Source organism: Paenibacillus oenotherae (genome assembly GCF_019443105.1).
Taxonomy (GTDB): domain Bacteria; phylum Bacillota; class Bacilli; order Paenibacillales; family Paenibacillaceae; genus Paenibacillus_Z; species Paenibacillus_Z oenotherae.
Map to the genome: position 1 here is coordinate 312,241 of NZ_JAHZIJ010000004.1, position 24,135 is coordinate 336,375.

Genomic DNA, 24,135 nt, shown 5'->3' on the forward strand with positions numbered 1-24,135 from the left:
GCGCTTTACTGCCAGATATGACCCATACTGCTGCGTAAATTTGCGCTTCTAAAATCTCCTTTGCCTACCGGGGGGTAAGTCCCATCAAGAACAGCTGCACAATCTCCGACGCTGCCTCGCTTGGAGTCAATATACCCTCTTGCAGCTCCGGTTGATTGCGCATCAGCATGAGCACTGAGAACGCATGCGCCAGGAACATCGCATTGCCAGATCGAATGCGCCCTTCATTCATCGCCTTCTGGAATACGCCAGCAAGCAGAATATGCAGTTGCTCTTCATGTTGTCTGATCTGCGCAATTTGACCTTGGCTCAGCACAGCCGAAGCCTTGCGCATCAAGGCTTCAAACTCAACATGCGAGTGGCGCAGCAAGCCTTCTGCCAGCTTCTTCAGCTTCTGAGAAAGGTCCGACTCATTTTGAATCAGCTCTTCACTTCTTGCCAATGCGGTTCGCAGCATCCTCAGAATCGATTCGGTGAACAGTGTTCCTTTGTCCTTGAAATGATGATAGACAGTAGCTTTGGTTACACCGCATAGATTCGCCACCTCCTGCAGCGATACCTTATCATAGCCCAGCTCCATGAATTTCCTTGCTGCGGTCATAAGAATTTGATTGCGCGTCGCATCCGATCGTTTGCCTCGAGGCCGTCCTGTACGGGATTTGATTGGCTGATTGTCATCCATGTATGTCCACACTCACTTATTTTCATAAAGTTTTAACGATTACCGATTGAAATATCTACCCTAAGGTAGATATAATTAATAGCGGGTTAATTAATTTTACACCTGAAGCCGTGATTTTGAAATGGAGGATGAATAGTAATGTCGCAGAACAGCTGGTTAAGAAAATATGGAGAGCTCGTAGCGGGCAAGCGAACCAGATGGATCATTATCTTCGTTTGGATTTTCGCCACCGTCATTCTAAGCACCATGCTGCCGCAGGTTGGCAAGAATGAAGTCAACAATGCTCCGAACCTGGAATCGACCGAACCTTCCGTCATTGCCGGTCAAGTGATCGAAGAGCAGTTCCCCAGCGCATCAGGACTGCCCGCACTGCTCGTATGGCATAACGAGAGCGGTATTACACGGGATGATCTGACACATGTCAAGCAGCTGTCTTCACAACTCAGCGACAACCCGCTGCAAGGTCAAACTGGAATTGTCCCTTATCATCAACTACCGGATGCTGCGCTGATGAGCGAAGTATCCAAGGATGGAACGACCTTCATTCAGCCAATCTTCTTCCTGGAGTCCACAGATACGGAAACACTGGAAACGAATATTGAGGAAATCAAACAATCCGTTACTGACGCGGTTGGTTACAATCCGTTCGATGAAGAGACGAACAGCACGAAGCTCAGTGCACGAGTTACTGGTCCAGCTGGAATTGCTGTGGATGCAACAGCTTTGTTCAGCGGCGCAGATGTTTCGCTCCTTATCGCGACCGTAATTATCGTACTCGTTATTCTGCTGCTTATTTACCGCTCACCTATTCTGGCATTAATTCCGCTTGTAGGTGTCGGGTTTGCTTATGGCATTACAAGTCCTCTGCTGGGCTGGATGGCTGGCGAGGGCTGGATTACGGTGGATTCGCAAGGGATCTCAATCATGACCGTTCTGTTATTCGGCGCTGGTACGGACTATTGCTTGTTCCTGATCTCCCACTTTAGGCAGGAGCTTACCCGCCATGAGAACAAAATGACAGCCTTGATTAACGCCGTCAAGGATGCGACAGGCGCAGTGGCTATGAGCGGCTTCACCGTCGTACTCTCCTTGCTTGCTCTTCTACTTGCGAAGTACGGAGCCTACCACCGCTTTGCAGTACCGTTCAGCCTCTCGATCTTTATTATGGGTATTGCCAGTCTTACACTCGTTCCTGCAATCCTATCCGTCATCGGGCGCGCCTCCTTCTATCCGTTCGTACCGCGTACGCTTGAGATGAAGCAGCAACGGGCTGCAGCCAGAGGCAAAACGATGCCGCAACAAACTGCGAAACGCGGATTCGGTCTGACAATTGGCAATCTGGTCACACGCAAGCCCATTGCCGTTACCATTATCTCAATAGTCGTGCTTGGCGCATTAGCGGGTTTTGTTCCTCAGATCAAGTACAATTATGATATCCTCTCTTCCTTCCCGAAGACGATGGAATCCCGCGAGGGCTTCGATATTATTGCCAAATCATTCTCTTCCGGGTCTCTGGCACCAGTAACTGTGGTGGTGGATACGGAAGGCAAAGAAACCGGAATCGCCGATTACCTGAAGTCCTTGGAGCAGGTCGCACTTCTCTCTGAGCCGATCCCTGGCGTTAAGAATAAGAACCTGCAATCCTATTCCATTACACTTGACATGAATCCGTATTCCCTGGAAGCGATGAGCTTCATTCCAGAGCTGGAGTCCAAGGTTGCCGCATATTTGAGCGAAACAAGCGGAATAGACTCGCCAAAGGTGTGGATCGGCGGCCAGACAGCCGAGCAGCATGATACCAAGGTTGTCGGTGATCGTGACCGGAATGTCATTATTCCTGTCGTTATCGTGCTCATTTCCCTGATTCTGCTCGTATATCTGCGATCGATTGTCGCTATGCTGTATCTAATTGCGACGGTTCTTCTCTCTTATGGTTCAGCACTAGGTCTTGGCTGGATTATCCTGCATTACTTCATGGGCGTTGACGGTATTCAGGGGTCCATACCGTTATATTCATTCGTATTCCTTGTCGCCCTCGGTGAGGATTATAACATCTTCATGATCTCAAGCATTTGGCAAAAACGCAAAACGATGCCTCTTCTGCAAGCCATAAAGGAAGGTGTCAGTGAAACCGGTGGCGTCATCACTTCAGCAGGCCTGATCCTCGCTGCAACTTTTGCAGTGCTTGCTACTTTGCCAATCCAGGTGCTTGTCCAGTTTGGGTTGATTACAGCGCTTGGCGTCTTGCTTGACACCTTTGTTGTCCGCCCATTCCTTGTGCCAGCCATTACAGTTCTGCTCGGCCGCAAAGCGTTCTGGCCAGGCCGCGTCTATGAAGTATCCCCACAATCGGTACAACGCAGCAAATAAGGCGAGCCAGGCCATCATGAATGGTGGCTCGCTTCAACCCATCGTGACAACTCAAGGCTAGAACGCAATACGGCGGTCCAACCTTGTGCGTGCAGCAGTGATGGGTGGGCAGCTGCGAGCGGATTCCTTTTGGTGACATTCCCCTGTGGAAGTTCCATGTTTCATATGCGAGAAGAAAGGGGTAATAGGGGGGTATAAAACAGGCTGTGCAGGTTAATCTATTCGAGGTGAAATCAACATAATCGCACGGCAGACTTTCTAAACATTTATGTTGATTTATTATCCTTTATCAGAGATAATGAGAATGAAAAAGTTACATAAAACAGGAGGTTTTATTAATCATGGCCCACCAACTACCAGCTTTGTCTTACCCGAACAATGCGCTTGAGCCGCATATCGACGAAACAACGATGATGATCCATCATGACCGTCACCATAACGCTTATGTAACCAACCTGAACGCTGCGCTCGAGTCCGCTCCTGAGCTGCAAGGCAAATCCATTGAAGATCTGATTGCCGATCTGAACAGTGTTCCTGAAGCAATCCGCACTGCTGTTCGCAACAACGGCGGCGGACATGCCAACCACTCCTTGTTCTGGGAAACAATCGGCCCTAACGCGGGCGGAGCACCTTCGGGCGCACTGGCTGCAGCAATTGACAGCGAGCTTGGCGGCTTCGACAAGTTCAAGGAAGATTTCGCTAAAGCAGCAGCTACTCGCTTCGGCAGCGGCTGGGCGTGGCTTGCAATTGGCAAAGACGGCAACCTGAAAGTATACAGCCTTCCGAACCAAGACAGCCCGATCATGGAAGGCGACACACCTCTTCTCGGTCTGGACGTATGGGAGCATGCTTACTACTTGAACTACCAGAACAAACGCCCTGACTACATCGCAGCGTTCTGGAACGTCGTTAACTGGTCTGAAGTTGGCAAACGTTACGAAGCAGCGAAGTAATTTATAGCTATAACCCCGATGGATACCGAAAGAACCTCTAACGCCACCTAATGTGGATTTAGAGGTTCTTTTTGCTGCTGCCTGACACTATAAATGCGATTGGATCGCAACGCGAATCCCCTCTAACGTGCGGTTTAACTCCACATTCTCAATGACATGCTCGCATTGTTTCCGGTAAACAACCTCTTCTGTATATTGCTCCAGATAGCGGTCAACCACATCGAAGGACATTCCCTTGCTCTCCAAACGCTCTCTGACTGTTCCTTTGTCGACATAAATAAACAGCCGCACTACCTTGTCGCCGTAAAGCTTCTTCACCATAGTTGCTGCTTCACTGTTGAGAATAAGATAGACATGCCGGCCATTCTGCAAGGGCTCATCAAGCTCCCTGCTGAGAACGCCATAACGCTCTTTGCCTATTGTTGCGGTCTGAAGAAACTTGCCTTGCCCGTCAAACTCATTGAACTGCTCTCTGGTGATGTAATGATAATCCTGCTTCTTCCCATTCGTTTCACGAGCTTCACGTGTTGTACATGACAACACAGGAACGATGCCGAGCTCGGTTCCAATACGGTGAGCGATTGTCTTTCTGCCTGAGCCACTCGTTCCGGTAAATACGAATATATACGGTCCTGCCATACATAAACGCCCCCTTCAATTGCTGTATTGTAAGGAGAATCTAGGAGTACAGAACTAATTCGACATCTGAGAGGGATTTTCCTGTTAGTGGTGCGCGCTGCAGCTCAAAACATAATCTGCGATTAATCCAAGGCAGCATCTGCCCCTTAATCTCCTTGCTTGCCACCCAGAAGCAGACGCTCGATTCCTTCCACCGGCAGCGGCCTGCTGAGCAGATAGCCCTGAACCTCGTCACATTTTCTGCTGGTTAGAAAAGCGAGCTGCTCCTTCGTCTCCACACCTTCTGCAACAACCTTCAGGCCAAGCCTGCGTCCAAGAGCGATGATCGTCTTCGTAATTGCAGTATCCCTTACCCCGTTCGGCACATCCTGAATGAATGAGCGGTCGATCTTCAGCGCATCGATTGGGAAGTGCTTTAGATAAGTAAAAGAAGAGTAGCCTGTGCCGAAATCATCGATCGACAGGTAGACACCCAATTCCTTGAGCTGCTTGAGCTTGCGAATTACATCCTCTTCACTTCGCATCACCATGCTCTCGGTCAATTCCAGCTCCAGCTTATCCGGCGGCATCGCGGTCTCCTCCAGAATCTGGCGGATCAACTCCACGAATTCATCCCGTCCGAACTGCACGACCGAAATGTTCACCGATATGCGCAGCGGCGGCACTCCCTGCCTCTCCCATTCCTTGTACTGCTTGCAGGCCGTACGCAGCACCCATTCTCCGAGGGGAATGATAAGACCTGTCTCCTCTGCCAGCGGAATGAAGTCCTTGGGCATTCTAACCCGTCCCGCTCCAGCAGGCATCCACCTGATCAAGGCCTCCAATCCGACGATGCGGCTGCTCGCGGCTTCCAGACGGGGCTGATAATAGAGACACAGCTCATTCTCTTCCAGCGCTTTGCGCAGATCGTACATGAATTGAAGCCGTTCCAGCGTGCTCTCATTCATACTTTGGTTGAAGAATTGATACTTGTTCCTTCCATGGCTCTTGGCATAATACAGCGCTGTATCCGCACGTTTGATCAGTTCTGCGCTTTCCTTGCCGTCATCAGGGAATATGCTAATGCCGATGCTTGCGGATACTACGATATGATGACCGCTTATCTCCATGGATGCGGATAAGGCCTCAATAATTTTCTGCGCCGTTCTACCTGCATAGTGCGGCTCTTCCAGACCCGGCAAGAGCAGCAGAAACTCGTCACCGCCCATGCGCGATACAACAGCCTTGCCATCCACACTTTGCTTGATCCGTTCGGAAATAATACGAAGCAATTGATCTCCCGCATCATGCCCCAATGTATCATTGATATTCTTGAAATGGTCGAGGTCGATGAACAGCACGGCGGCCTTCATCCGTTGTCTCTCCGCTTCATCCAGCGCCATAAGCAGCTTCTGCTGGAAAAATGTGCGGTTCGGCAGATCAGTCAATGAATCGTAGAAGGCCAGATACTCGATTCGTTCCGTTTGCCGCTTGCTTTCCTCCAGCGTGTGGCCGAATGCCTCCACCATCTTATTAAACGCCGTTCCCACATGGTACAGCTCATCCTTCGTATCCAAAGCGACACGTGCAGTGAGATCTCCCCCAATAATGCGAAGAGCAGTCCGCTTCAATACAAAGACGACATGAATAACAGAATAGTAGAAAGCGATAAAAATATACAGTACCATCGCAACAGACAGGATGGAGAGTCCGACAATCCATAATTTCCGCTGCTGCAGCTCTGAGATTCGTTCTGTCAGCATCGTATGAAGCAGCGGTGATTCCAGGTCGTTCAAAAGGTATGCTTCCTCAAGAGCATCCGTTCCAATTCGGAACAGCTCGGCGGGCACAATCGCAATCTGCTCACTCTGGACGATTCGCCGATCCAACAGCCTCAGGAAAGTATGCGTGCTGTCCACGAATGATTGGAGACGGGGATGCAGCTCTTCAAGATTGCTGCTGCCCGCGAGCTTCTTATTCGCCTCCATGTCCAGATCGGCCAGATCGGTACGAATCATGCCAGAGAGAACGATCAAGCGCGTCTTCTCCTCTGCTGTTATAAACCCGACAGAGGCAATGCCTGCCCCTGTTCCTCTAACTTGGCCCAGCCGCTCTGCTATAGTGGGAAGCTTGCTAGTTATGGAATCCATCATATAGTAGGTGTCCTGCCCTGGATCAAGCTTCAAGCCTGATGTATCGCGAATATGACCCATCAGATGCAGCACGTTTGCTACAATATCGGAATGTTTCTTGAAGCTGATCCCGCTCAGCAAAGAACGCTGGGATCGGTTATTCGGGACATTGTTCGGGTAGTCCTCCTCCAGAAGCGTACTCCATTGCTCCTTGATTTCCGTCCACCGGTCACCGATCTGAAGCCCGTTCCCAAGTTCATCATTCACGCGGTCAATCGACTCGACTGCTTGCCTGATGTCATTCTCCGTACGGATAATTTGCTCTGAAAAGGAAGTATCACCCAACAAATAAGCATTAACTTCGCCGCGATGGCGCTGCAGCTTCTCAAGAAATTGTCTAATGTGATTGGTATAGCGAATTCCTTGAATTTCCTTACGGGCAAATACAATCTCACGGTCGATATCCGAGATTAACAGCTGCACAGCCAACCCAACAGGCAAAAAGCATAGGAGCCCGATTAGTGCAAATTTCTGCAAGTAATTCAGCCTGTTCATTAATCCGACCGCGGGAAATAGAATACGTTTCATGCTGCTATTGCCCCCTGAGAAGAAGTTGCGCAAAGGTAACGGACTAACAAATAAAGCTCCGCAAGCATGCGGAAAGCCAGTACAACGCTTCCGGCGTCTACCAGTAACCGCGCCTTGCAGAGCTTCTATGCCCATGCCATCGCGCCATGAAATCCCGACTTAAAGCCTATTTCTCTAGTTAATTTATACTATGAAGTATAGTGTAGAGCGAAACAAAATGTCAACAATTATAACATTATGTGTAATTGCATTCGTGTCCATAGCAGCTGTTGATTTGCCGCGCTGGCCCCATGTTCAAGAAGCGACAGAACACTGCTTCTCAAAAAATTTACACAAGTGGATGGGCTATTGCCGCATACAATTAACCGGAGACATCTACCTAACCCACTATAGCAAAGGAGACACGCATATGTGGTATAACTGGTACACACCCGGCCAATCGCCGGGAGGATGTGATTATACTTACCCCGCCTACCCAAGCGCAGCCAGCTATGGATACGACCCCTCACGCGGCCTGTTCCCCGGCGGCATGGGACCGGGCGGCATGGGGCCGGGCGGCATGGGACCCGGCGGCATGGGACCCGGTGGTATGGGACCCGGCGGTATGGGACCCGGCGGGCCGGGCGGCATGTTCCCGTTTCCCCCAGGTCCAGGCCCTGGACCCGGACCTGGACCCGGACCTGGACCTGGACCTGGACCTGGCCCTGGACCCGGACCCGGACCGGGTCCAGGGCCATTCCCGCCGCCATTCCCTCCACCATTCCCGCCGCCATTCCCTCCACCATTCCCGCCACCGTTCCCTCCACCATTCCCGCCGCCATTCCCTCCACCATTCCCGCCACCGTTCCCTCCACCATTCCCGCCACCGTTCCCTCCACCGTTCCCTCCACCGTTCCCTCCACCGTTCCCTCCACCATTCCCGAACTTTGTCACAGTTATTATTAATGGGGGCCGTTTCTTCCCTTGGGTAACACAAAGCTATAGGATCCGTTTCTTCCCGGGCATTACAATTGCCCGAGCGTTGGCCTCCACAGGCGTCGTACGATTCGGGCCTGGCGGCCAAATTGTCTCCGTTAACGGAGTCGTAATTATTGGCAGTGTCGACTACATCCTGCGCATTAACGGTCGCCGCATCCCGAATAATCTTCTTTATCTGCAGCTTCAACGCGGCGATACAGTCGGACTGGAGCTTATTGTTACAGCCAGAGGAGACGAAGATTCCCAAGATACGGAGGCAGGAGCCGCCAACGAGGAGCAAATCCATCTGGAATACAGTCTGAGTCAGGATGAAGCTGCGGAAGATCCTCAAGAAACGTCGCAAGACACTCTCTGATACAATGAATAACTGGCCCCCTTCTGTTCCCAATACTCGTCTCACAGACTAGTGGAGTCCGCCTACTCCACTACATGGCGAAGAAGGGGCTATCCACAAAGTTCAATATCCAATGAGTCAGTCCCAAATGATGTGAAAAGATGCCTCCAAAACCACTAAAAGTGGGACTGGAAGCATCTTTTTCACTGTATATGAGGGACTTAACAGCCCTTCCTTGGTTCATGCTCGTCCACTGAGCAGGGTCCCGCATCTCCCGAGCATTGCCCAGCGCCTTCGTACAGTCGCTTTTGGGCGGACAGCAGGTCTGCTACTCTTTCAGATAGCAGTAATTTTATTAGCCGCCATAACCTACTATCGGCTGAGGATCCCCCAAGCATTGCCTTTCCCCTTCTCCAAGTGTGGTTTGACGGCAGCGTGACGGAGTAAGAAGCCTGCGAATGTGCATGAATTTCGGTTACAAGACGCCATAATGGTACAATTCCTGCGATCAGGCATGTATTTGAGCAAAAATCGGCCGTTAATAAGAAAATAAAGTGAAATGCCTGCACTCTAGCAGGCATTTCACCTTCATGGGGTCAGAAACGAGAAAATACCTGCTGTTTCGCATGTTTCTCCTGGCGGGAGTTGAGATCTCCAAAAAGGACTTTCGGGACGGGAATGAACAACGGAGCGGAGCAGGGGGATGATTCTGAAGAAGCGTCAGCGATCGTAAGAACATTCCCCTGCGCAGCAACCCCTTTGTTCATTCCCCTCGTTCGCCACTGGCTTCTTCCTTGATCGCTTTCAACCGTTTCATAACATCATTCGCACCGCGGCCAAAATAGTCATGCAAGCCGTTATACTCGGCATACAGCTTATCGTATACGGCAACATGCTCCGGAATCGGCTTGAACGTCTCCTCCCGCACGCGGGCCATCTTCTCCGCTGCATCAACGATGCTGTCATAGCCGCCACTCGCAGCGCCAGCGGCAACCGCGCCGAACATCGCTGCTCCAAGCGCCGGTGTCTGCTTCGAAGCGGCGATCTTAATCTCGCGATTCGTAACGTCAGCATAGATCTGCATGAGCAGGCGGTTCTTTTGCGGCAAGCCGCCACAGGCATATAATTCATTAACCTCTACGCCATTATTGTGGAAGGCTTCAACAATTTTGCGTGTGCCGAATGCGGTCGCCTCCAGCAAAGCGCGATAGATCTCCTGCGGCTTGGTCAGCAGCGTAAGTCCGACAAATACACCCGTCAGATCGGTGTCCACAAGGACGGAACGGTTGCCATTCCACCAATCAAGCGCAAGCACCCCGGATTCGCCAACCTTCAGCTCGGATGCACGCTTCTCCAGCCATTCATGTACATGGACACCCTCCTGCTTCGCAGCATCCAGCACATAAGCGGGAACAGCCTCATCCACATACCAGGCAAAAATATCGCCAACCGCCGATTGTCCGGCTTCATAGCCGTAGTAGCCCGGAATAATGCCGTCCTCAACAACGCCGCACATGCCTTCAACCTGCTTCTCCTCCGAGCCCAGCAGCATATGGCAGATCGAAGTCCCCATCGCCATAACCAGCTTGCCCGGCGCAACTACACCAACCGCAGGAACAGCGGCATGCGCATCCACATTGCCGACTGCAATTGCTGTACCGGCTGCAAGTCCCATTCTGGCTGCCATATCTGCCGTCAGCTCGCCGGCTTTCGTACCTAGCGGAAGAACTTCGCCGCGCCACTTCGTCTCGGCCAGCTCCTCCAGCCTGGGATCAAGCGCTTTCAAAAATTCCTTGTCCGGATAGCCTTCCGCCTTGTGCCAAACCGACTTATAGCCCGCTGTACAGCTGTTGCGGACGAGCTGTCCTGTCATCTGGCTGACCACCCAATCGGTCGCTTCGACGAATTTATCCGCAATCGCATAGATTTCCGGCGCTTCATTCAAGATTTGCCAGGACTTCGCAAGCATCCATTCCGACGAGATTTTACCTCCGTAGCGTGACAAGAACGCTTCACCCCGCTGGGCCGCGATCTCGTTAATAACGTTCGCCTCATCCTGTGCAGCATGATGCTTCCACAGCTTTACCCAGCTATGCGGCTGATCCGCATAGGCCGGATCAAAGCAAAGCGGCTGCCCGGCTTCATCGATCGGAAGCATCGTGCACGCAGTGAAATCGATGCCAAGACCGATCACCTCGGCCGGATCGATACCGGATGCCTTCATGACCTCAGGCACGGATTGCTCCAACACCTCAATATAATCACGGGGGTGCTGCAGCGCCCAGTCATGCTCCAGCTTCATGCCGGATCCCGGCAATGTCTCATCGATAACGATATGGCGGTAAGGTGTTACATGCTCAGCGATCTCCGCTCCATCTGACAATCGAACAAGCACTGCGCGTCCAGATTCTGTACCATAGTCAACGCCAATTGTATATTTGCTGCTCATGAAGGCGCCCTCCTCGTTGGTTGGTTGGAACATTATTGCTGTCCGTAATAGGCATTCTGGCCATGCTTGCGCAAGTAATGGCGGTCAAGCAACCGCTGATCCATTGGCCCTTGCTCGCCAGGGTTCAATTGGAAGGTATGCAGCGCCATCTTCGCCACTTCCTCAACGACAACCGCATTATGAACCGCGTTATGAGGGTCTTTGCCCCAACAAAAAGGTGCGTGGCTATTCACAAGCGCAGCCGGAACCTGATTCGGATCAATGCCGCCTTTGGTGAAGGTCTCGATAATAACGTTGCCTGTCTCCAGCTCATAAGCGCCTTGAATCTCCGCTTCCGTCATCGGTCTGGTACAAGGAATCTCACCGTAAAAATAATCCGCATGCGTCGTTCCAAGCGCCGGTATCGCACGTCCCGCCTGCGCCCAGCTGGTGGCCCAAGGGGAATGGGTATGCACAATGCCGCCAATATCTTTGAACGCGCGGTACAGCGCGGCATGTGTCGGCGTATCGGATGAAGGCCGCAGATTCCCCTCGACAACACGGCCCTCCAGATCAACAACAACCATTTGCTCCGGCTGCAGCTCTTCATAAGGAACGCCGCTTGGCTTGATAACAACGAGTCCGCTATCGCGGTCTATTCCGCTTACATTACCCCAAGTAAAAGTGACAAGTCTGTACTTGGGCAGCTCCATATTCGCTTCCCAGACAGCTTTCTTCAATGATTCCAGCATCTACAGATGACCTCTTTCTTCATGTCCGTGGCTACAGCTCGCTTCGCCTTAATACTGCCAAGTACTGTATTTATGCTGATTCCTATAGTTGAACGGACATGTTGATGTATATCATTGTAGATTATTATAACTTGTACGTACAAGTGTGTCACGATTTATTTTTAGCTAATCATTTGCCAGCGGTGCCGTAGATTCCCGGATAATCAGCTTGGGCTCGTAGATGATATCGGCTGCTGGCCCGGCATTCCCTTTATTCGGGCGTTCGAGAAGACGAGCCAGCAATTGCACGGCATCCTCGCCCATTCTGGTCTTGGGATGCTCGATCGTCGTCAACTTCACTTCCGTTGCCGTCGCAAGGGTCGCATCGTCATAGCCAACAATTGACAAGTCCCCCGGAACACTCAGTCCAACGCGGCGGATGACATCCAGCAGCCTTACTGCCAGCTCATCGTTGTAGCATACAATAGCGGTCGGGCGCACGGACGGCGGTTGCGCCAGCAGCTCGGCCAATGCTTCCGCCGGCTTCGTCGTCTTCTCCTCCGTTGTATAACGGATCAGCTGATCCGTCTCCAGCGGCAGCTGCCGTTCCCGCAGACAGCGCAGAAAACCGCGCATCCTGTAGACACCCTGGAAATCATCCGTCTTGAAAAAGCCGGCAATCCGCTTGTGCCCAAGCTTCGCCAGATACTCCGTCGCGCGGAGGCCGCCAAGCTCGTCATCCACCTTGAGACATGGCGCATCCAGATCGCTGTACCGTTCATTCAGCATGACAAACGGAATTTTGCGCGCTTCCAGAGCGAGGAAATAATCAAGATTGGGATTGCCCTCCGCACTCTTGGTCGGCTCAATAATAAGGCCGCTCAGTCCCTGCTTCAGCATGGACTCCAATGTATCGCGTTCCTTGGCCTTCTCATTATCTGTGCTGGCAAGCAGCAATCTCGCGCCTTGCAAGCGCAGTGCAGACTCCACGCCACGTACTATGGTAGGAAAAATATAATCGGAAATATGTGTTGTCATCATGCCGATCGTGAGCCCTTCTGATGCCGTCCGGCTTCCGCCCCCGGCGATGTCCGCGACAAAGGTGCCCTTGCCCTGGGCACGGTACAGCCAGCCTTCGGCCTCAAGATCGCCAAGTGCCTGCCGCACGGTCTGGCGGCTCATGCCGAACCTTGCAGCAATCTCATTCTCGGAGGGAAGCTTGTCATGCGGATTAAACTGCGCCATTGCGATCCACGACACAATCTCTTCCTTCAGCTTTATATATTTTGGCGTGATGGATTCTTTCACGTTGCGTAGCACCTCTATTCACATAATCAACTTGTATGCTTGCAGTATAACACGATGCCAACTTGTACGTACATAATAGTCCGAACAAATGGTGCTCTCCGAAAAGCCCAATATCCAAGGAGCCAGTCCCAAATGATGTGAAAAGATGCCTCCAAAACCACTAAAAGTGGAACCGGAAGCATCTATTTCATTGCATATCTTCATTGTATACGGGGGACTTAGCGGGGATTCTGTCTGAAATCATCAAACAACTTTATGGGCACCCCTTCATGGACAGCCCTTCTCCAACTGCTTTGAAGGCAGCCTGACGGAGTAAGAAGCCTGCGAATGTGCATGAATTTCGGTTACAAGTCGCCATAACGGTAAAATGCCTGCGATAATACATGAATTTTTGGGGAAAATCAGCCGATAAGGAGAAATGAAGGTAAGATACCTGCACTCTGCAGGCTGCCCAGAAAGTCTGTTGGAGCGCTTCCGTTAGCTAAGCTTCTAAGCGTATGAGAGTGAGTGACTGCAACACATTCGGTTGGTGGTGGGAGGGAAGCCTGCCAAAGTGCAGGAATTTCAGCTAAAAGTAGCTATTATAGGAAGAATGCCTGCGATTGCGCAGGAATATATGGCCGATCGGTCCGATAGAGGGAAAACATGGCGAAAATCCTGCGCTTTGGCAGGCATTCGGTCTTTATCAAACAGAAAGGATAAAAAGCCAGCCTATTCGCAGGCTTTTGAGAAAGTCCGGCGGACTTTCCGTCAACCGACCTCTAACGTGCAAGAGTGATTGACTACCGAACATCCGGTCGGTAGATTTCACTCTTTTCATTCTCCCATTTTGTATGATTCAGTGAAAACAATGACTTTCTGGGCAGCCTGACTCTGACAGGCATTCACCTTCATGGGGCCGGAAACGAGCAAAATTTCCACAAAGGACTTTCTAGACAGCCCCGATTCATCATTGGTATTGCTCCAAGCCGAGACGGCTCAGCAAGTAGGATCGGATATCCTGCGCCAGATCTTCCCTTTCAAGTGCCATATCTATCGTAGCCTTCACAAACCCCAGCTTGTCGCCTACATCATGTCTGCGGCCATGGAAATGAAAAGCGGTTATCGGAGCTTCCAGATTGAGCCGCTGCAAGCTGTCCGTCAACTGAATCTCTCCTCCCTTGCCTGCTTCAGCCCGCTCCAGCAGCTTGAATATTGCCGGATCGAGAATATATCGTCCCACGACAGCAAGATTGGATGGCGCTTCTCCGGCTGCCGGCTTCTCGATCAGGTTGTGAATACGCCCGTTCCTCTCGTTCTGATCCAGTGCGACAATGCCGTATTTGTGAGTCTCGCTCCAAGGCACTTCCATTACAGCGACGACAGAATTTTGGCGCTCCTCATGCAGCTCCATCATCTGCTTCAAGCAGGGCTTGTCCGATAGCAAAATGTCATCCCCGAGCAGCACCGCGAACGGCTCATGCTCTACAAAGCTGCGCGCACTGAGCACAGCATGGCCAAGCCCCAGCGGCTCCCGCTGCCGCATGTAGCAAATGTCCGCCATATGCGAGATGCTCCTTACGAGGGCAAGCATCTCCGATTTGTTATGCGCCTCAAGCTCTGCTTCCAGCTCGAACGATTTGTCAAAATGATCCTCGATCGCCCGCTTGTTCCTGCCCGTGACAATCATAATACTTTCAATTCCTGAAGCAACCGCTTCCTCCACAATATATTGAATGGCAGGCTTGTCGATCAGCGGCAGCATTTCTTTGGGCTGTGCTTTTGTAGCTGGCAGAAATCTCGTTCCAAGCCCTCCTGCCGGAATGATCGCTTTGCGAACACGCTTGTCTCTCACGATATATTTCCCCTCTCAACTCTGGTCTATATATGGGCCGCTGTGCCAAGGAATGCTCTTGCGAGCGCTGGCGCTTCTACCAGAATCATTCCCTCGCTCCGCTTCGTTGCTCATTCTCTCGTTCAACAGATGTGCTTAATAAGTGCGCTGTTTCTATATTATATAATTCTATATTATAAGTAATTCCTCCGGGATTATCATCCTCTGCGCTGCTTGCAGGCTATCAACAACTATAGGATACGGCCCGAAATTTGACAATATTTTCACCTCTATGCCACACTTGAGTTGACTACCCATCCTTGAAGGAGTGACTTGATATGCTCATTAACCGCACGCTGCGCACCACCCGCCGCGACGAAATGATTGATATTACCCGTGAAATTGCGTCCATTGTCAGCAAGGAGCAGATTCAGGAAGGAATTGCTGTCGTCTATTGTCCTCACACCACAGGAGGCATTACGATTCAGGAAAACGCCGATCCTGATGTGAAGCATGATGTTCTGATGCGGCTGGATGAAGTCTATCCGTGGAAGCATCCCAACTATAGACATGCAGAAGGCAACACCGCCTCCCATCTTAAAGCAATTACAACCGGCTCTTCGCAGACGATTCTGATCCATGAGGGCAATCTGCTGCTTGGCCGCTGGCAGGGCATCTACTTCTGTGAATTTGATGGCCCGCGGACACGTGAATATTATGTAAAGCTGCTGAAAGGCTGACTTGCGACGCCAGCATAAAGCGTGACTCTGACTGCTGCTGTTTCCGTACAATACGGAATACGGCTGCGAGCAGAGCACGCTTTTTTCTTTTCTCCATTCCATCGATGGTCCATCCATCATTAGACTTGACTTTTATTCTTATTTATAATAATTTTAATCTAGAACTTATTATTGTGTGATTATAATTCGTCAATGTGTGGTTAATGAGAGGAGAGTCCCTTATGGAAAACATTATTATTGTAGGCACTGGGCCAGCCGGATTGACGGCAGCCATTTATCTTGCTCGTGCGGGGTACAGCCCATTCGTACTTGAAGGTCCGCAGCCAGGCGGTCAACTGACAACAACAACCGAGGTGGAGAATTATCCCGGTTTTCCCGATGGCATTCTTGGCTCCGAGCTGATGTCTAATATGCGCAAGCAAGCACAGCGATTCGGAGCACGCTTCGGAACGGGCTGGGTGAAGTCCGTCGATCTGTCGAAACGTCCCTTCAAGCTGACGCTTGAGAATGACAAAGAAATAATTGCTCAAAGCATGATTATTTCTACAGGCGCTTCGGCAAAATATATGGGAATACCGGGAGAACGCGACAATGTGGGGCGCGGGGTCAGTACTTGCGCAACTTGCGACGGTTTCTTCTTCAGAGGCAAAAAAATAATTGTTGTCGGAGGCGGCGATTCCGCAATGGAGGAGGCGGTCTTCCTGACACGCTTCGCTTCGGAAGTGCGGCTCGTTCATCGCCGCGAAGAATTGCGTGCGTCCAAGATCATGCAGGATCGCGCTCGCGCCAACGACAAAATTAAGTGGAGCCTCAATGTGAAGCCGCTGGAAGTGGCTGCTGGTGAGCAGGGCCTGGATGGTCTTAAAGTGCTGAATAATGTGACGGGGCAAGAAGAGCTGCTGGAGGCGGACGGCGTGTTTGTCGCTATCGGGCATACACCGAATACCGGATTTCTGGGCGGTCAGGTTACAACAGATGAGCAAGGGTACATCCTGGTTAACCCAGGAACGTCCCTGACGAACATCCCGGGCGTGTTCGCATGCGGAGACGTACAGGATCGCCAGTACCGACAAGCCATTACGGCTGCTGGCAGTGGATGTATGGCTGCTCTGGACTGCGAACGCTACCTGGAAGAGGAGAGCGCTCATACTTCTTAACAACATGCTGAAGGAGTGGTTTGAGATGAAGAAACAACAGGATTTGCTGAACAAACAGGTTGCGAACTGGAGCGTTCTCTATGTGAAACTTCATAATTATCACTGGTATGTAAAAGGGAATCAGTTCTTTACTCTGCATGTGAAATTTCAGGAGCTCTATGAGGAAGCCGCGCTGCATATCGACGAAATTGCGGAACGGCTGCTGGCGATTGAAGGCAAGCCTGAAGCGACGATGAGCGGCTACCTGAAGCTATCCAGCGTGAAGGAAGCGACTGGTGAGGAAACTGCTGAGCAGATGGTAGACACCTTGATCGATGACTTCAGCGTCGTTATTGGCGAATTGAAGGAAGCGATGGAGGAGTTCCAGAAGAAGGGTGACGATACGACAGCAGATATGCTGCTTGCAATCCACTCCTCGCTGGAGAAGCATACATGGATGCTGAAGTCCTTTAACGGCCGTTAAGCCATTGCCAGATAGAGAAGAGCCGCGACCGGATTCCTTGCCGGGCGCGGCTCTTTGCTTGGCTTTGGCACATTAAGATTTCTTATTGGAGGCAATCCATTCGGCCAGCTCGTTCAGGTAAGTCCAACGTTCCATCAGATGATCCAGCTTCGCTTCCAGCTCCTGCTGCTCGCCAAGCAGCTGCTGAAGCAGCATGGAATCACTTACTGCCTCCTCCATTCGCTGTCCCAGCGCTTGCAGCGCTTCTTCAGCCTCTGCAATGGCCTCATCGATCGTCTCGAATTCCTTCTGCTCCTTGTACGACATCTTGAGTGGACGCTGCGTTTCACTGCCGCTGCCCTGAGCAGCTGCCGGGTCAGACGTTCCGTCACCGCTGGAGCCGGAGGCAGAGCCAGCGGCTCCAGCAGCTTTGCCTTTCGCGTCCGCAGAGCCTTTGCCGCCACCTCCGGCGTTCGCCGCTGCGCTGCTATTCCGGCTTCCCGCATACTCTTCATAGTTGCTGAAGTTGCCCACATGCTGGGTGACGACTCCATTCCCTTCAAAGGCGAATATGCGGTCAACCGTCCGGTCCAGAAAGTATCGGTCATGGGATACGACGAACACGACACCGGGAAAATCATCCAGGTAGTCTTCAAGCACCGTCAACGTTGTAATATCCAGATCATTCGTAGGCTCATCGAGAAGCAGTACATTGGGCGCTTCCATCAGCACGCGAAGCAGCTGAAGCCGCCTCTTCTCGCCTCCTGACAATTTGGCTATCGGGGTCCACTGCTGCGAAGAAGGGAACAAGAACCGCTCCAGCATCTGCGATGCCGTCACTGTCGTGCCATCGCCAGTCGTTACGCGCTCCGCCCCTTCGCGGATGTAGTCGATCACCCGCAAGCTGTCATCCATCTCTTCCCGCTCCTGAGAGAAGACGCCGAGCTTGACTGTCGGCCCAAGCACGATCTCCCCGCTGTCCGGCGCAATCTGCCCTGCTATCATCTTCAGCAACGTCGATTTGCCCAGACCGTTGCGGCCAACGATGCCTACCCGATCCTCGGGCACGGCAATATAGCTGAAATCACGAATCACGGCCTGTCCCTCGAAGGATTTGGCCAGCGCTTCGATCTCTATTATTTTCTTGCCCAGCCTTGAGGATGCAACAGACACCTCGAGCTTCCCGCCAGACCTCTCCGGTGCCGCCGCTTGCAGCGCCTCGAACCGCTGTATTCGCGCCTGCTGCTTCGTCGTGCGCGCTTTGGCGCCCCGCCGCATCCACGCCAGCTCATTGCGCAGCAGGTTCTGCCGCTTCGATTCTGAAGCCGCCTCCCGCTCCTCGCGATCCAGCTTCAGCTCCAGGAATTGGCTGTAATTGGCCGTGTAGAAGAACGCTCTGCCGCGATCCAGCTCCAGAATCCGGTTGCTTACCCGATCCAGGAAGTACCGGTCATGCGTAATCATAATAAGCGCACCCTTGCGCTTCTGAAGCATGCCCTCCAGCCAAGTGACAGACTCGTTGTCGATATGGTTCGTCGGCTCGTCCAGCAGCAGAACGTCGGCAGGCTGTATAAGTGCCGCCGCCATGGCAACCCGCTTGCGCTGCCCGCCGGACAAGGCGCCAAGCTTGGCGTCGAACCGCCCGATGCCAAGCTTGGTCAGCGCAGTCTTGGCATCGCTCTCAATCCCCCAGGCATCCAGCTCATCCATCTGCTGATTCGCCCGGACAAGCCTATCCTGCAGCCCGGCATCCTCCGGCTTCAGCTCAAGCGCCGCGAGCGCTTCGGTATACGCCCGCACAGCGCGCATCGGCTCGGAGTCACCGCCCAGTACATGCTCCAGCACAGTGGACTCCGGATCAAAGGGCGGGTTCTGCGACAGCATCCTCACCGTGACGCCTCCGACAACAAGAATAGAGCCCGAGTCAGGGGGCTCTATTCCTGCAACGACATTCATGAACGTCGATTTACCGGTGCCGTTCACACCGATAATACCGATTTTGTCGCCCATCTCCACGCCGAAGGATACATCTTCAAACAATATTTTCTCGCCATAAGTCTTCGAAATATGATCAACCGTTAATACGTGCATATTCATTCCCGCCCAACGTTAGCAAATCGCAGACCTGCAAGGCTCCCTGCCTGCCGATCTGTCTCTACTAACTTTAAACGATATACTAAGCTTCAATCAAATCTTTCTTCGCAAATGCCGCTGCCGACTGCTCTGCCTTGACCGCAAGCGCCGCCATCATGCGCACAGCCTCTACCGGATAATTGCCTGCAGCCGTCTCGCCGGACAGCATGACCGCATCCGTTCCGTCCCATACTGCGTTTGCCACATCACTGGCTTCTGCGCGTGTCGGACGCGGCTGGCTTTGCATCGATTCCAGCATCTGCGTGGCGGTAATAACGAACTTGCCTGCCTGGTTGCAGGCCGCGATCATGACCTTCTGCGCCGCCGGAACATCCTCAAGAGGAATCTCTACACCAAGATCGCCACGGGCTACCATGATGCCATCGGAGGCTTCGATAATAGCGGCGAGCTCATCAAGCCCTTCTTGATTCTCAATTTTGGAGATCACTTGAATGTGGCCTGCACCCTTCTCAGCCAGCATCCGCTTCACTTCAAGAACATCCTCGGCACGGCGGACGAACGACATCGCGATCATCTCCACCCCGTTCTCGATACCGAACTGGATATGCAGCTTGTCCTTCTCCGTCACACCCGGCAAGGAAGTGCGGATACCAGGCAAATTAACACCCTTGCGCGACTTGATGACGCCGCCGTTCTTAATGACGCATACGACTTCACTGCCTTCAATGCGAACGACTTCAAGCTCGATCAGACCGTCATCAATCATAATTCGGGAGCCGATGGCAACATCCTTTGCCAGATCATAAGACACCGAGATGCGCTCTTCCGTTCCAGCCATCTGCTCGGTTGTCAGCGTCAGCAAGCGTCCGCTTTGCAGCGTATACGAAGGCTGTGCCAATACTCCGGTACGAATCTCCGGTCCCTTGATATCCAGCATAATACCGATCTCCGTATTCATCCGCTTCGCAACCTCGCGAACGGTCACAATCCGGCCCTGATGATCCTCAAGATCACCGTGCGCCAAATTCAGCCTTGCAATATTCATGCCTGCAGTAATCATTTCCTCCAAAATTGCGGATGTTAGACATGCGGGGCCCATCGTGCATACAATTTTCGTCTTTTTCATACATTCATCGCTCCTATACGCGCTTCTTCACTGTTTATAATTGTATAGCAGCGGCTGTTCAAGATCGATGATCTATAGTACAGTAGTTATATTATAGTACAATCAAAATAGAGGTTCTTATGTTCAATATCTTCGAAATTCGACAAGAACGCGGTCAAATCGCCGGCGATCGACGGATGCTGGGGAGCGAATGCTACACTTTAGTATGGGTTCGTTTCGGGCAGTGTACTTTCGATGCGAAGGGTCGAACATTCGTATGCGGCAAAAACGAGCTGCTGCTCATACCCGCCGGCTGTCCGGCAGCCGAGATTAAGGGAGCTGGCGCAATCCGCGACTTCATGCTCATTCGATTCAGTCCTGCATCCCCCGAGGCGACCGGGCTGCTGCCCATTTTATCGCTCAGAGATCCGCTGCGCTGGGCCACGCGAATGCCTGAGCTCCTGTTCGAGAAGCTGCTTCATATCGTCGGACAATGGAGCGACCGCAGCCGATACTACACCGTTATGTGCTCCGCCCTGTTAATGGAGCTGCTCGTGACGGTGAACCGTGAATTCGATGAGGGCGAGAAGGCGCCCTCCGCGATCCAGCATGTTGAACGAATGAAGCAATATATTGAGGAGCATTACCGGACGAGGATTACGAAGCTGGAGCTTGGCGCGTGTATTCGGGTTAGCCCGAACTATGCCGCTTCATTATTTCGCAGCATAACGGGCATGACAATCAGCGAGTACGTACATATGATCAGGATGCGGACAGCACAGTTCATGCTGCGGCATTCGCAGCTTTCGGTGCAGGATATTTCCGATTATCTAGGATACAGCGATCCTTCCTTCTTCAACCGGACGTTCAAGCGGACTGTCGGCAAGCTGCCTTCCGCCCTCATCGCCGAACGCACCCGCCGCGAATAGACCATCTGTAATTGCATTAAATATTAAAGGAGAGAATAAATAATGAACCTAACCATTTTGCAGGCAAAGCTCCACTATTCAGAAGAAGACCTGGGCTACGCCGGCTTCGTCCATTTCGAGGTCGAGGGGCACAAGGTTCCCTATGAGCTTACCCTGCTCAGCAAGAAGAAGAGAGACGACGACTGGATGTACAGCATCAATTTCCTGACCGGACACGGCAGTGAGGAGCAAATTAATGAAGTAGAGGCGCAGCTTGAAGAGAATGATGAGCTGTTCGACTCTTTAATTGATGCAGCCAAGGCAACTTTGGAGAGCTAGCTTGTCCCGTCGGCCTGCGGCCTGGCAAGCAATACAGGCAGCAGCTCATGCAGCTGCTCGACAATCAGACCGGGCTCATGATGGGAATCCGGCACTGTGCCTCTGCGGTTAATCCACGCGACATGCCAGCCAGCTTCAACTGAGGCGGTCACATCATTGAGCCATGCGTCGCCGATATAGAGGCATCTCTCCGGAAGGTGCCCTGTAGTGCGGCTAATATGCGTGAAAATGCGCGGGTCCGGCTTGGCGATGCCAACTGCGTCCGAGATGAATATCCGGTCTGCCGGAATGATTTGCTCCAGCTTTAAGGCTAGAATTTTGCCCATTTGGTGATTGACGGGCCCGTTCGTAATAATGCCGACATCCAGACCTTGCGCGATGAATTCCGCCATCAATTCGGCGGCACCTGGCGCCAATTGAATCCGCCCCTGACCATAGAGATAACGCGCTTGCAGCGCATCCGCCACAGTCCCGTCCAGCCTCAGCCCAAACTCTTCAAAAGCAAAAATAAGCCGCTGCCGCCTCATTTCCTCCAAGTCCAGTCCTCCAGCCGTATACTGATCCCACAGCCGATCGCTGTAATGCCTCACCCTGCGGAATACCGCATCCAGCGGAAAAGACTGCCCATCACGGGCTACTTCCGGCAATATATCCCCCACCGCATTACGAAATGGCTCCAATTGATCATATAACGTGTCATCGAGATCGAAGAATACCGCCTCGATTGTATTGCCGTTGAATTTCATGCTGTCCCTGCCCCCAGTAGTGATGACTTTCTCCCAGTATACAATATGGCTATCTTGCTTTGACACTTCTTTTCAGTTAAGCCCAGGCATAATGCCAACCAAGGACGAAACACAAATAACCCGCAAGAGGCCACTTTCTCAAGTGTCCATCTTACGGGTCACCATTCACGGCATAATGCCGAATCCGATTCCTTTAATTATTGAAAATTAAAGTCTACGACCGGATTGCTGGCTGATACCGTGTAGCTGTGATTGCTGCCATTTTCCCATACTACGCTGCTGCCATTCTTCTTGATTGCCTTGAACTGGATGTTCGCGCCTGCAGGCAGCTTGACCGTTATCGACCAAGTCGGATAGTTCGTGCTGACTCCCGGCCCGATTGCATTCGCAGGATTCCAGCTGCCAAGCTCCGCAATGCTGCCGACAATATACACATTTTGCCCCAATACAGTCGTTGCGTTCTTGACATTGAATGTAACGGAAACCAATTGATCTCCCTGATTATCACCCGGCGCTTGAGTGGAGATAACGCCATTGTTGATCCAGGAGTTTTGGGTTACCAAGTAACCCGCTTGCTGGGCGGCAGGTGCCTGCTGTCCGTTGCTGTTGAATATAACATTCGCTTTATTCCAGCCGGTTATGGTGTAAGAATACCAGCCGTTTCCATCGTCTTTCATTGCAACTCCCGGCCACGCGGCCAGTTCTTTCTTAGGACTCACCGATTCATCATAGACGTAGATGTTCGGCGTTCCCCAATTGGATGGCTTGTAGTACCGCACCGTAATTCCTTGCTGCTGTTCTTTCTTAAAGGTGTACGTCTTGCTTGTATTCGCATCCGCATTGGCTGCAGCAACCACCAGCGTGTAGGTGCTGCCGAACGCATCGCCTGCGCCGATCGTAACCTTTTGGCCGGAAGTAAATGCAACTGGAGCTGCGCCATTTAGTGAATAGGTCGCTGTGCTGGCATTCGTATAGCTGAGTGTCACTTCCAGACTGTCGCTGGTGAACGCGCCTTCGGACTTATCGATAGATACAGTCGGAGTTACAACGGTCACATCCGGATTGTTAGAATGAACCACATTATTCTTGATCCATTTCTCGCCCGTTACCTGGAAGCCCGGTTGGCTTGCGCCTGGCACTTGGTTGCTTCCAGAGTTGAAGATAACTTGTGCCTTGGTCCAGGCCGGGATTTGATAGGAATACCAGCCGTTTCCGTCATCCTTCATTGCGACTCCCGGCCATTGCACGCCGATCTTGGTCGGTGTTACGGATTCATCGTAGTAATAGATGTTCGGCGTTCCCCAGCCTGCAGGCTTATAGAAATGAACTTTCAGCGCTGCATTAGGGTCTTCTTTCGTAAACGTGTACGTTTTGACTGCTTGTCCTGCTGAATTGCTCGACGTAATTTTCAGTACGAATGCTGTACCGAATGCTGCGCCAGCTCCGAAGGTTGCTGTCGTGCCAGAGCTGAACGTTACAGGCGTTCCGTTGTTCACGGAGTACGTTGCTGTGTCAGAGCCCGTGTAGGTCATCTTCACATTCAGAGCGTCCGTGTAGAATCCGCCTTCTTGCTTATCGATGGAAATTGCCGGCACTGGTGCCGCTGCCTCGTACAATACAGCGATTTTGCCGCTGCCGAGGTTACCCGTAATTCTGCCGTTGGATACGG

The 24,135-nt window shown here is 52.0% G+C and carries 19 protein-coding genes; 8 read left to right on the forward strand and 11 right to left on the reverse strand.

Annotation, left to right across the window (positions count from 1 at the left end; all coding sequences use genetic code 11):
* Positions 1-64: 64 nt before the first annotated feature.
* A complete protein-coding gene (locus K0T92_RS09210) occupies positions 65-682 on the reverse strand; it encodes a TetR/AcrR family transcriptional regulator (RefSeq protein ID WP_219872138.1) in 618 nt (205 codons plus the stop codon).
* Positions 683-820: 138 nt separating this feature from the next.
* On the opposite strand from K0T92_RS09210, the gene K0T92_RS09215 reads away from it, so the two are divergent.
* Positions 821-3,052: an MMPL family transporter gene (locus tag K0T92_RS09215; protein ID WP_219872139.1), complete on the forward strand. Its 2,232-nt coding sequence runs from the start codon at positions 821-823 to the stop codon at positions 3,050-3,052.
* A 341-nt stretch (positions 3,053-3,393) separates the two neighbouring features.
* Positions 3,394-4,005: a superoxide dismutase gene (locus K0T92_RS09220; RefSeq protein ID WP_219872140.1), complete on the forward strand. Its 612-nt coding sequence runs from the start codon at positions 3,394-3,396 to the stop codon at positions 4,003-4,005.
* An 87-nt stretch (positions 4,006-4,092) separates the two neighbouring features.
* On the opposite strand, the gene K0T92_RS09225 is transcribed toward K0T92_RS09220, so the two are convergent.
* Together K0T92_RS09225 and K0T92_RS09230 are read right to left on the reverse strand one after the other, a co-directional pair.
* Positions 4,093-4,644, reverse strand: a complete 552-nt coding sequence (locus tag K0T92_RS09225) for a guanylate kinase (protein WP_219872141.1) — start codon at positions 4,642-4,644, stop codon at positions 4,093-4,095.
* 146 nt (positions 4,645-4,790) lie between these two features.
* A complete protein-coding gene (locus tag K0T92_RS09230; RefSeq protein ID WP_219872142.1) occupies positions 4,791-7,343 on the reverse strand; it encodes an EAL domain-containing protein in 2,553 nt (850 codons plus the stop codon).
* A 409-nt stretch (positions 7,344-7,752) separates the two neighbouring features.
* Between K0T92_RS09230 and K0T92_RS09235 the strand changes: the two genes are divergently transcribed.
* Complete coding sequence (locus K0T92_RS09235; protein WP_219872143.1) at positions 7,753-8,676, forward strand: hypothetical protein; 924 nt, start codon at positions 7,753-7,755, stop codon at positions 8,674-8,676.
* A gap of 742 nt (positions 8,677-9,418) precedes the next feature.
* Here K0T92_RS09235 and K0T92_RS09240 read toward each other — a convergent pair.
* The 4 genes from K0T92_RS09240 to galU all read right to left on the reverse strand — a co-directional run bounded on the left by K0T92_RS09240 (position 9,419) and on the right by galU (position 14,959).
* Positions 9,419-11,104, reverse strand: a complete 1,686-nt coding sequence (locus tag K0T92_RS09240; protein ID WP_219872144.1) for a ribulokinase — start codon at positions 11,102-11,104, stop codon at positions 9,419-9,421.
* 32 nt (positions 11,105-11,136) lie between these two features.
* Positions 11,137-11,835, reverse strand: a complete 699-nt coding sequence (gene araD, locus K0T92_RS09245) for an L-ribulose-5-phosphate 4-epimerase (protein ID WP_281423129.1) — start codon at positions 11,833-11,835, stop codon at positions 11,137-11,139.
* Between the two features lie 165 nt (positions 11,836-12,000).
* Positions 12,001-13,122, reverse strand: a complete 1,122-nt coding sequence (locus tag K0T92_RS09250) for a GntR family transcriptional regulator (protein ID WP_219872145.1) — start codon at positions 13,120-13,122, stop codon at positions 12,001-12,003.
* Between the two features lie 949 nt (positions 13,123-14,071).
* Positions 14,072-14,959 carry a UTP--glucose-1-phosphate uridylyltransferase GalU gene (gene galU / locus K0T92_RS09255; protein ID WP_219872192.1) on the reverse strand — a complete coding sequence of 296 codons (888 nt, stop codon included), beginning with the start codon at positions 14,957-14,959 and terminating at the stop codon, positions 14,072-14,074.
* A gap of 314 nt (positions 14,960-15,273) precedes the next feature.
* Here galU and K0T92_RS09260 point away from each other — a divergent pair, with 314 nt between their 5' ends.
* The 3 genes from K0T92_RS09260 (at position 15,274) to K0T92_RS09270 (ending at position 17,295) form a co-directional block, all read left to right on the forward strand.
* Positions 15,274-15,675, forward strand: a complete 402-nt coding sequence (locus K0T92_RS09260; RefSeq protein WP_219872146.1) for a secondary thiamine-phosphate synthase enzyme YjbQ — start codon at positions 15,274-15,276, stop codon at positions 15,673-15,675.
* A gap of 221 nt (positions 15,676-15,896) precedes the next feature.
* Positions 15,897-16,832, forward strand: a complete 936-nt coding sequence (gene trxB / locus K0T92_RS09265; RefSeq protein ID WP_219872147.1) for a thioredoxin-disulfide reductase — start codon at positions 15,897-15,899, stop codon at positions 16,830-16,832.
* 25 nt (positions 16,833-16,857) lie between these two features.
* On the forward strand, positions 16,858-17,295 hold the full coding sequence (locus tag K0T92_RS09270; RefSeq protein ID WP_219872148.1) for a Dps family protein: 438 nt from the start codon (positions 16,858-16,860) through the stop codon (positions 17,293-17,295).
* Positions 17,296-17,367: 72 nt separating this feature from the next.
* Here the strand turns inward: K0T92_RS09270 and K0T92_RS09275 are convergent, their stop codons facing one another.
* Both K0T92_RS09275 and pyk read right to left on the reverse strand, forming a co-directional pair.
* Positions 17,368-19,365: an ABC-F family ATP-binding cassette domain-containing protein gene (locus K0T92_RS09275; RefSeq protein WP_219872149.1), complete on the reverse strand. Its 1,998-nt coding sequence runs from the start codon at positions 19,363-19,365 to the stop codon at positions 17,368-17,370.
* 85 nt (positions 19,366-19,450) lie between these two features.
* The gene (pyk, locus tag K0T92_RS09280) at positions 19,451-20,494 is read right to left on the reverse strand and encodes a pyruvate kinase (protein WP_219872150.1); all 1,044 of its coding nucleotides are present in this window, start codon (positions 20,492-20,494) and stop codon (positions 19,451-19,453) included.
* A gap of 119 nt (positions 20,495-20,613) precedes the next feature.
* Here pyk and K0T92_RS09285 point away from each other — a divergent pair, with 119 nt between their 5' ends.
* Positions 20,614-21,402 carry an AraC family transcriptional regulator gene (locus K0T92_RS09285; RefSeq protein WP_219872151.1) on the forward strand — a complete coding sequence of 263 codons (789 nt, stop codon included), beginning with the start codon at positions 20,614-20,616 and terminating at the stop codon, positions 21,400-21,402.
* A 42-nt stretch (positions 21,403-21,444) separates the two neighbouring features.
* Entirely contained in the window at positions 21,445-21,720 is a 276-nt protein-coding gene (locus K0T92_RS09290; RefSeq protein WP_219872152.1) for a hypothetical protein, read from the forward strand.
* Here K0T92_RS09290 and K0T92_RS09295 read toward each other — a convergent pair.
* Entirely contained in the window at positions 21,717-22,466 is a 750-nt protein-coding gene (locus K0T92_RS09295) for an HAD family hydrolase (protein WP_219872153.1), read from the reverse strand. The genes K0T92_RS09290 and K0T92_RS09295 overlap by 4 nt on opposite strands.
* Positions 22,467-22,663: 197 nt before the next feature.
* Positions 22,664-24,135 (reverse strand): starch-binding protein (locus tag K0T92_RS09300; RefSeq protein ID WP_219872154.1); only part of this gene is annotated, 1,472 nt, incomplete at its 5' end.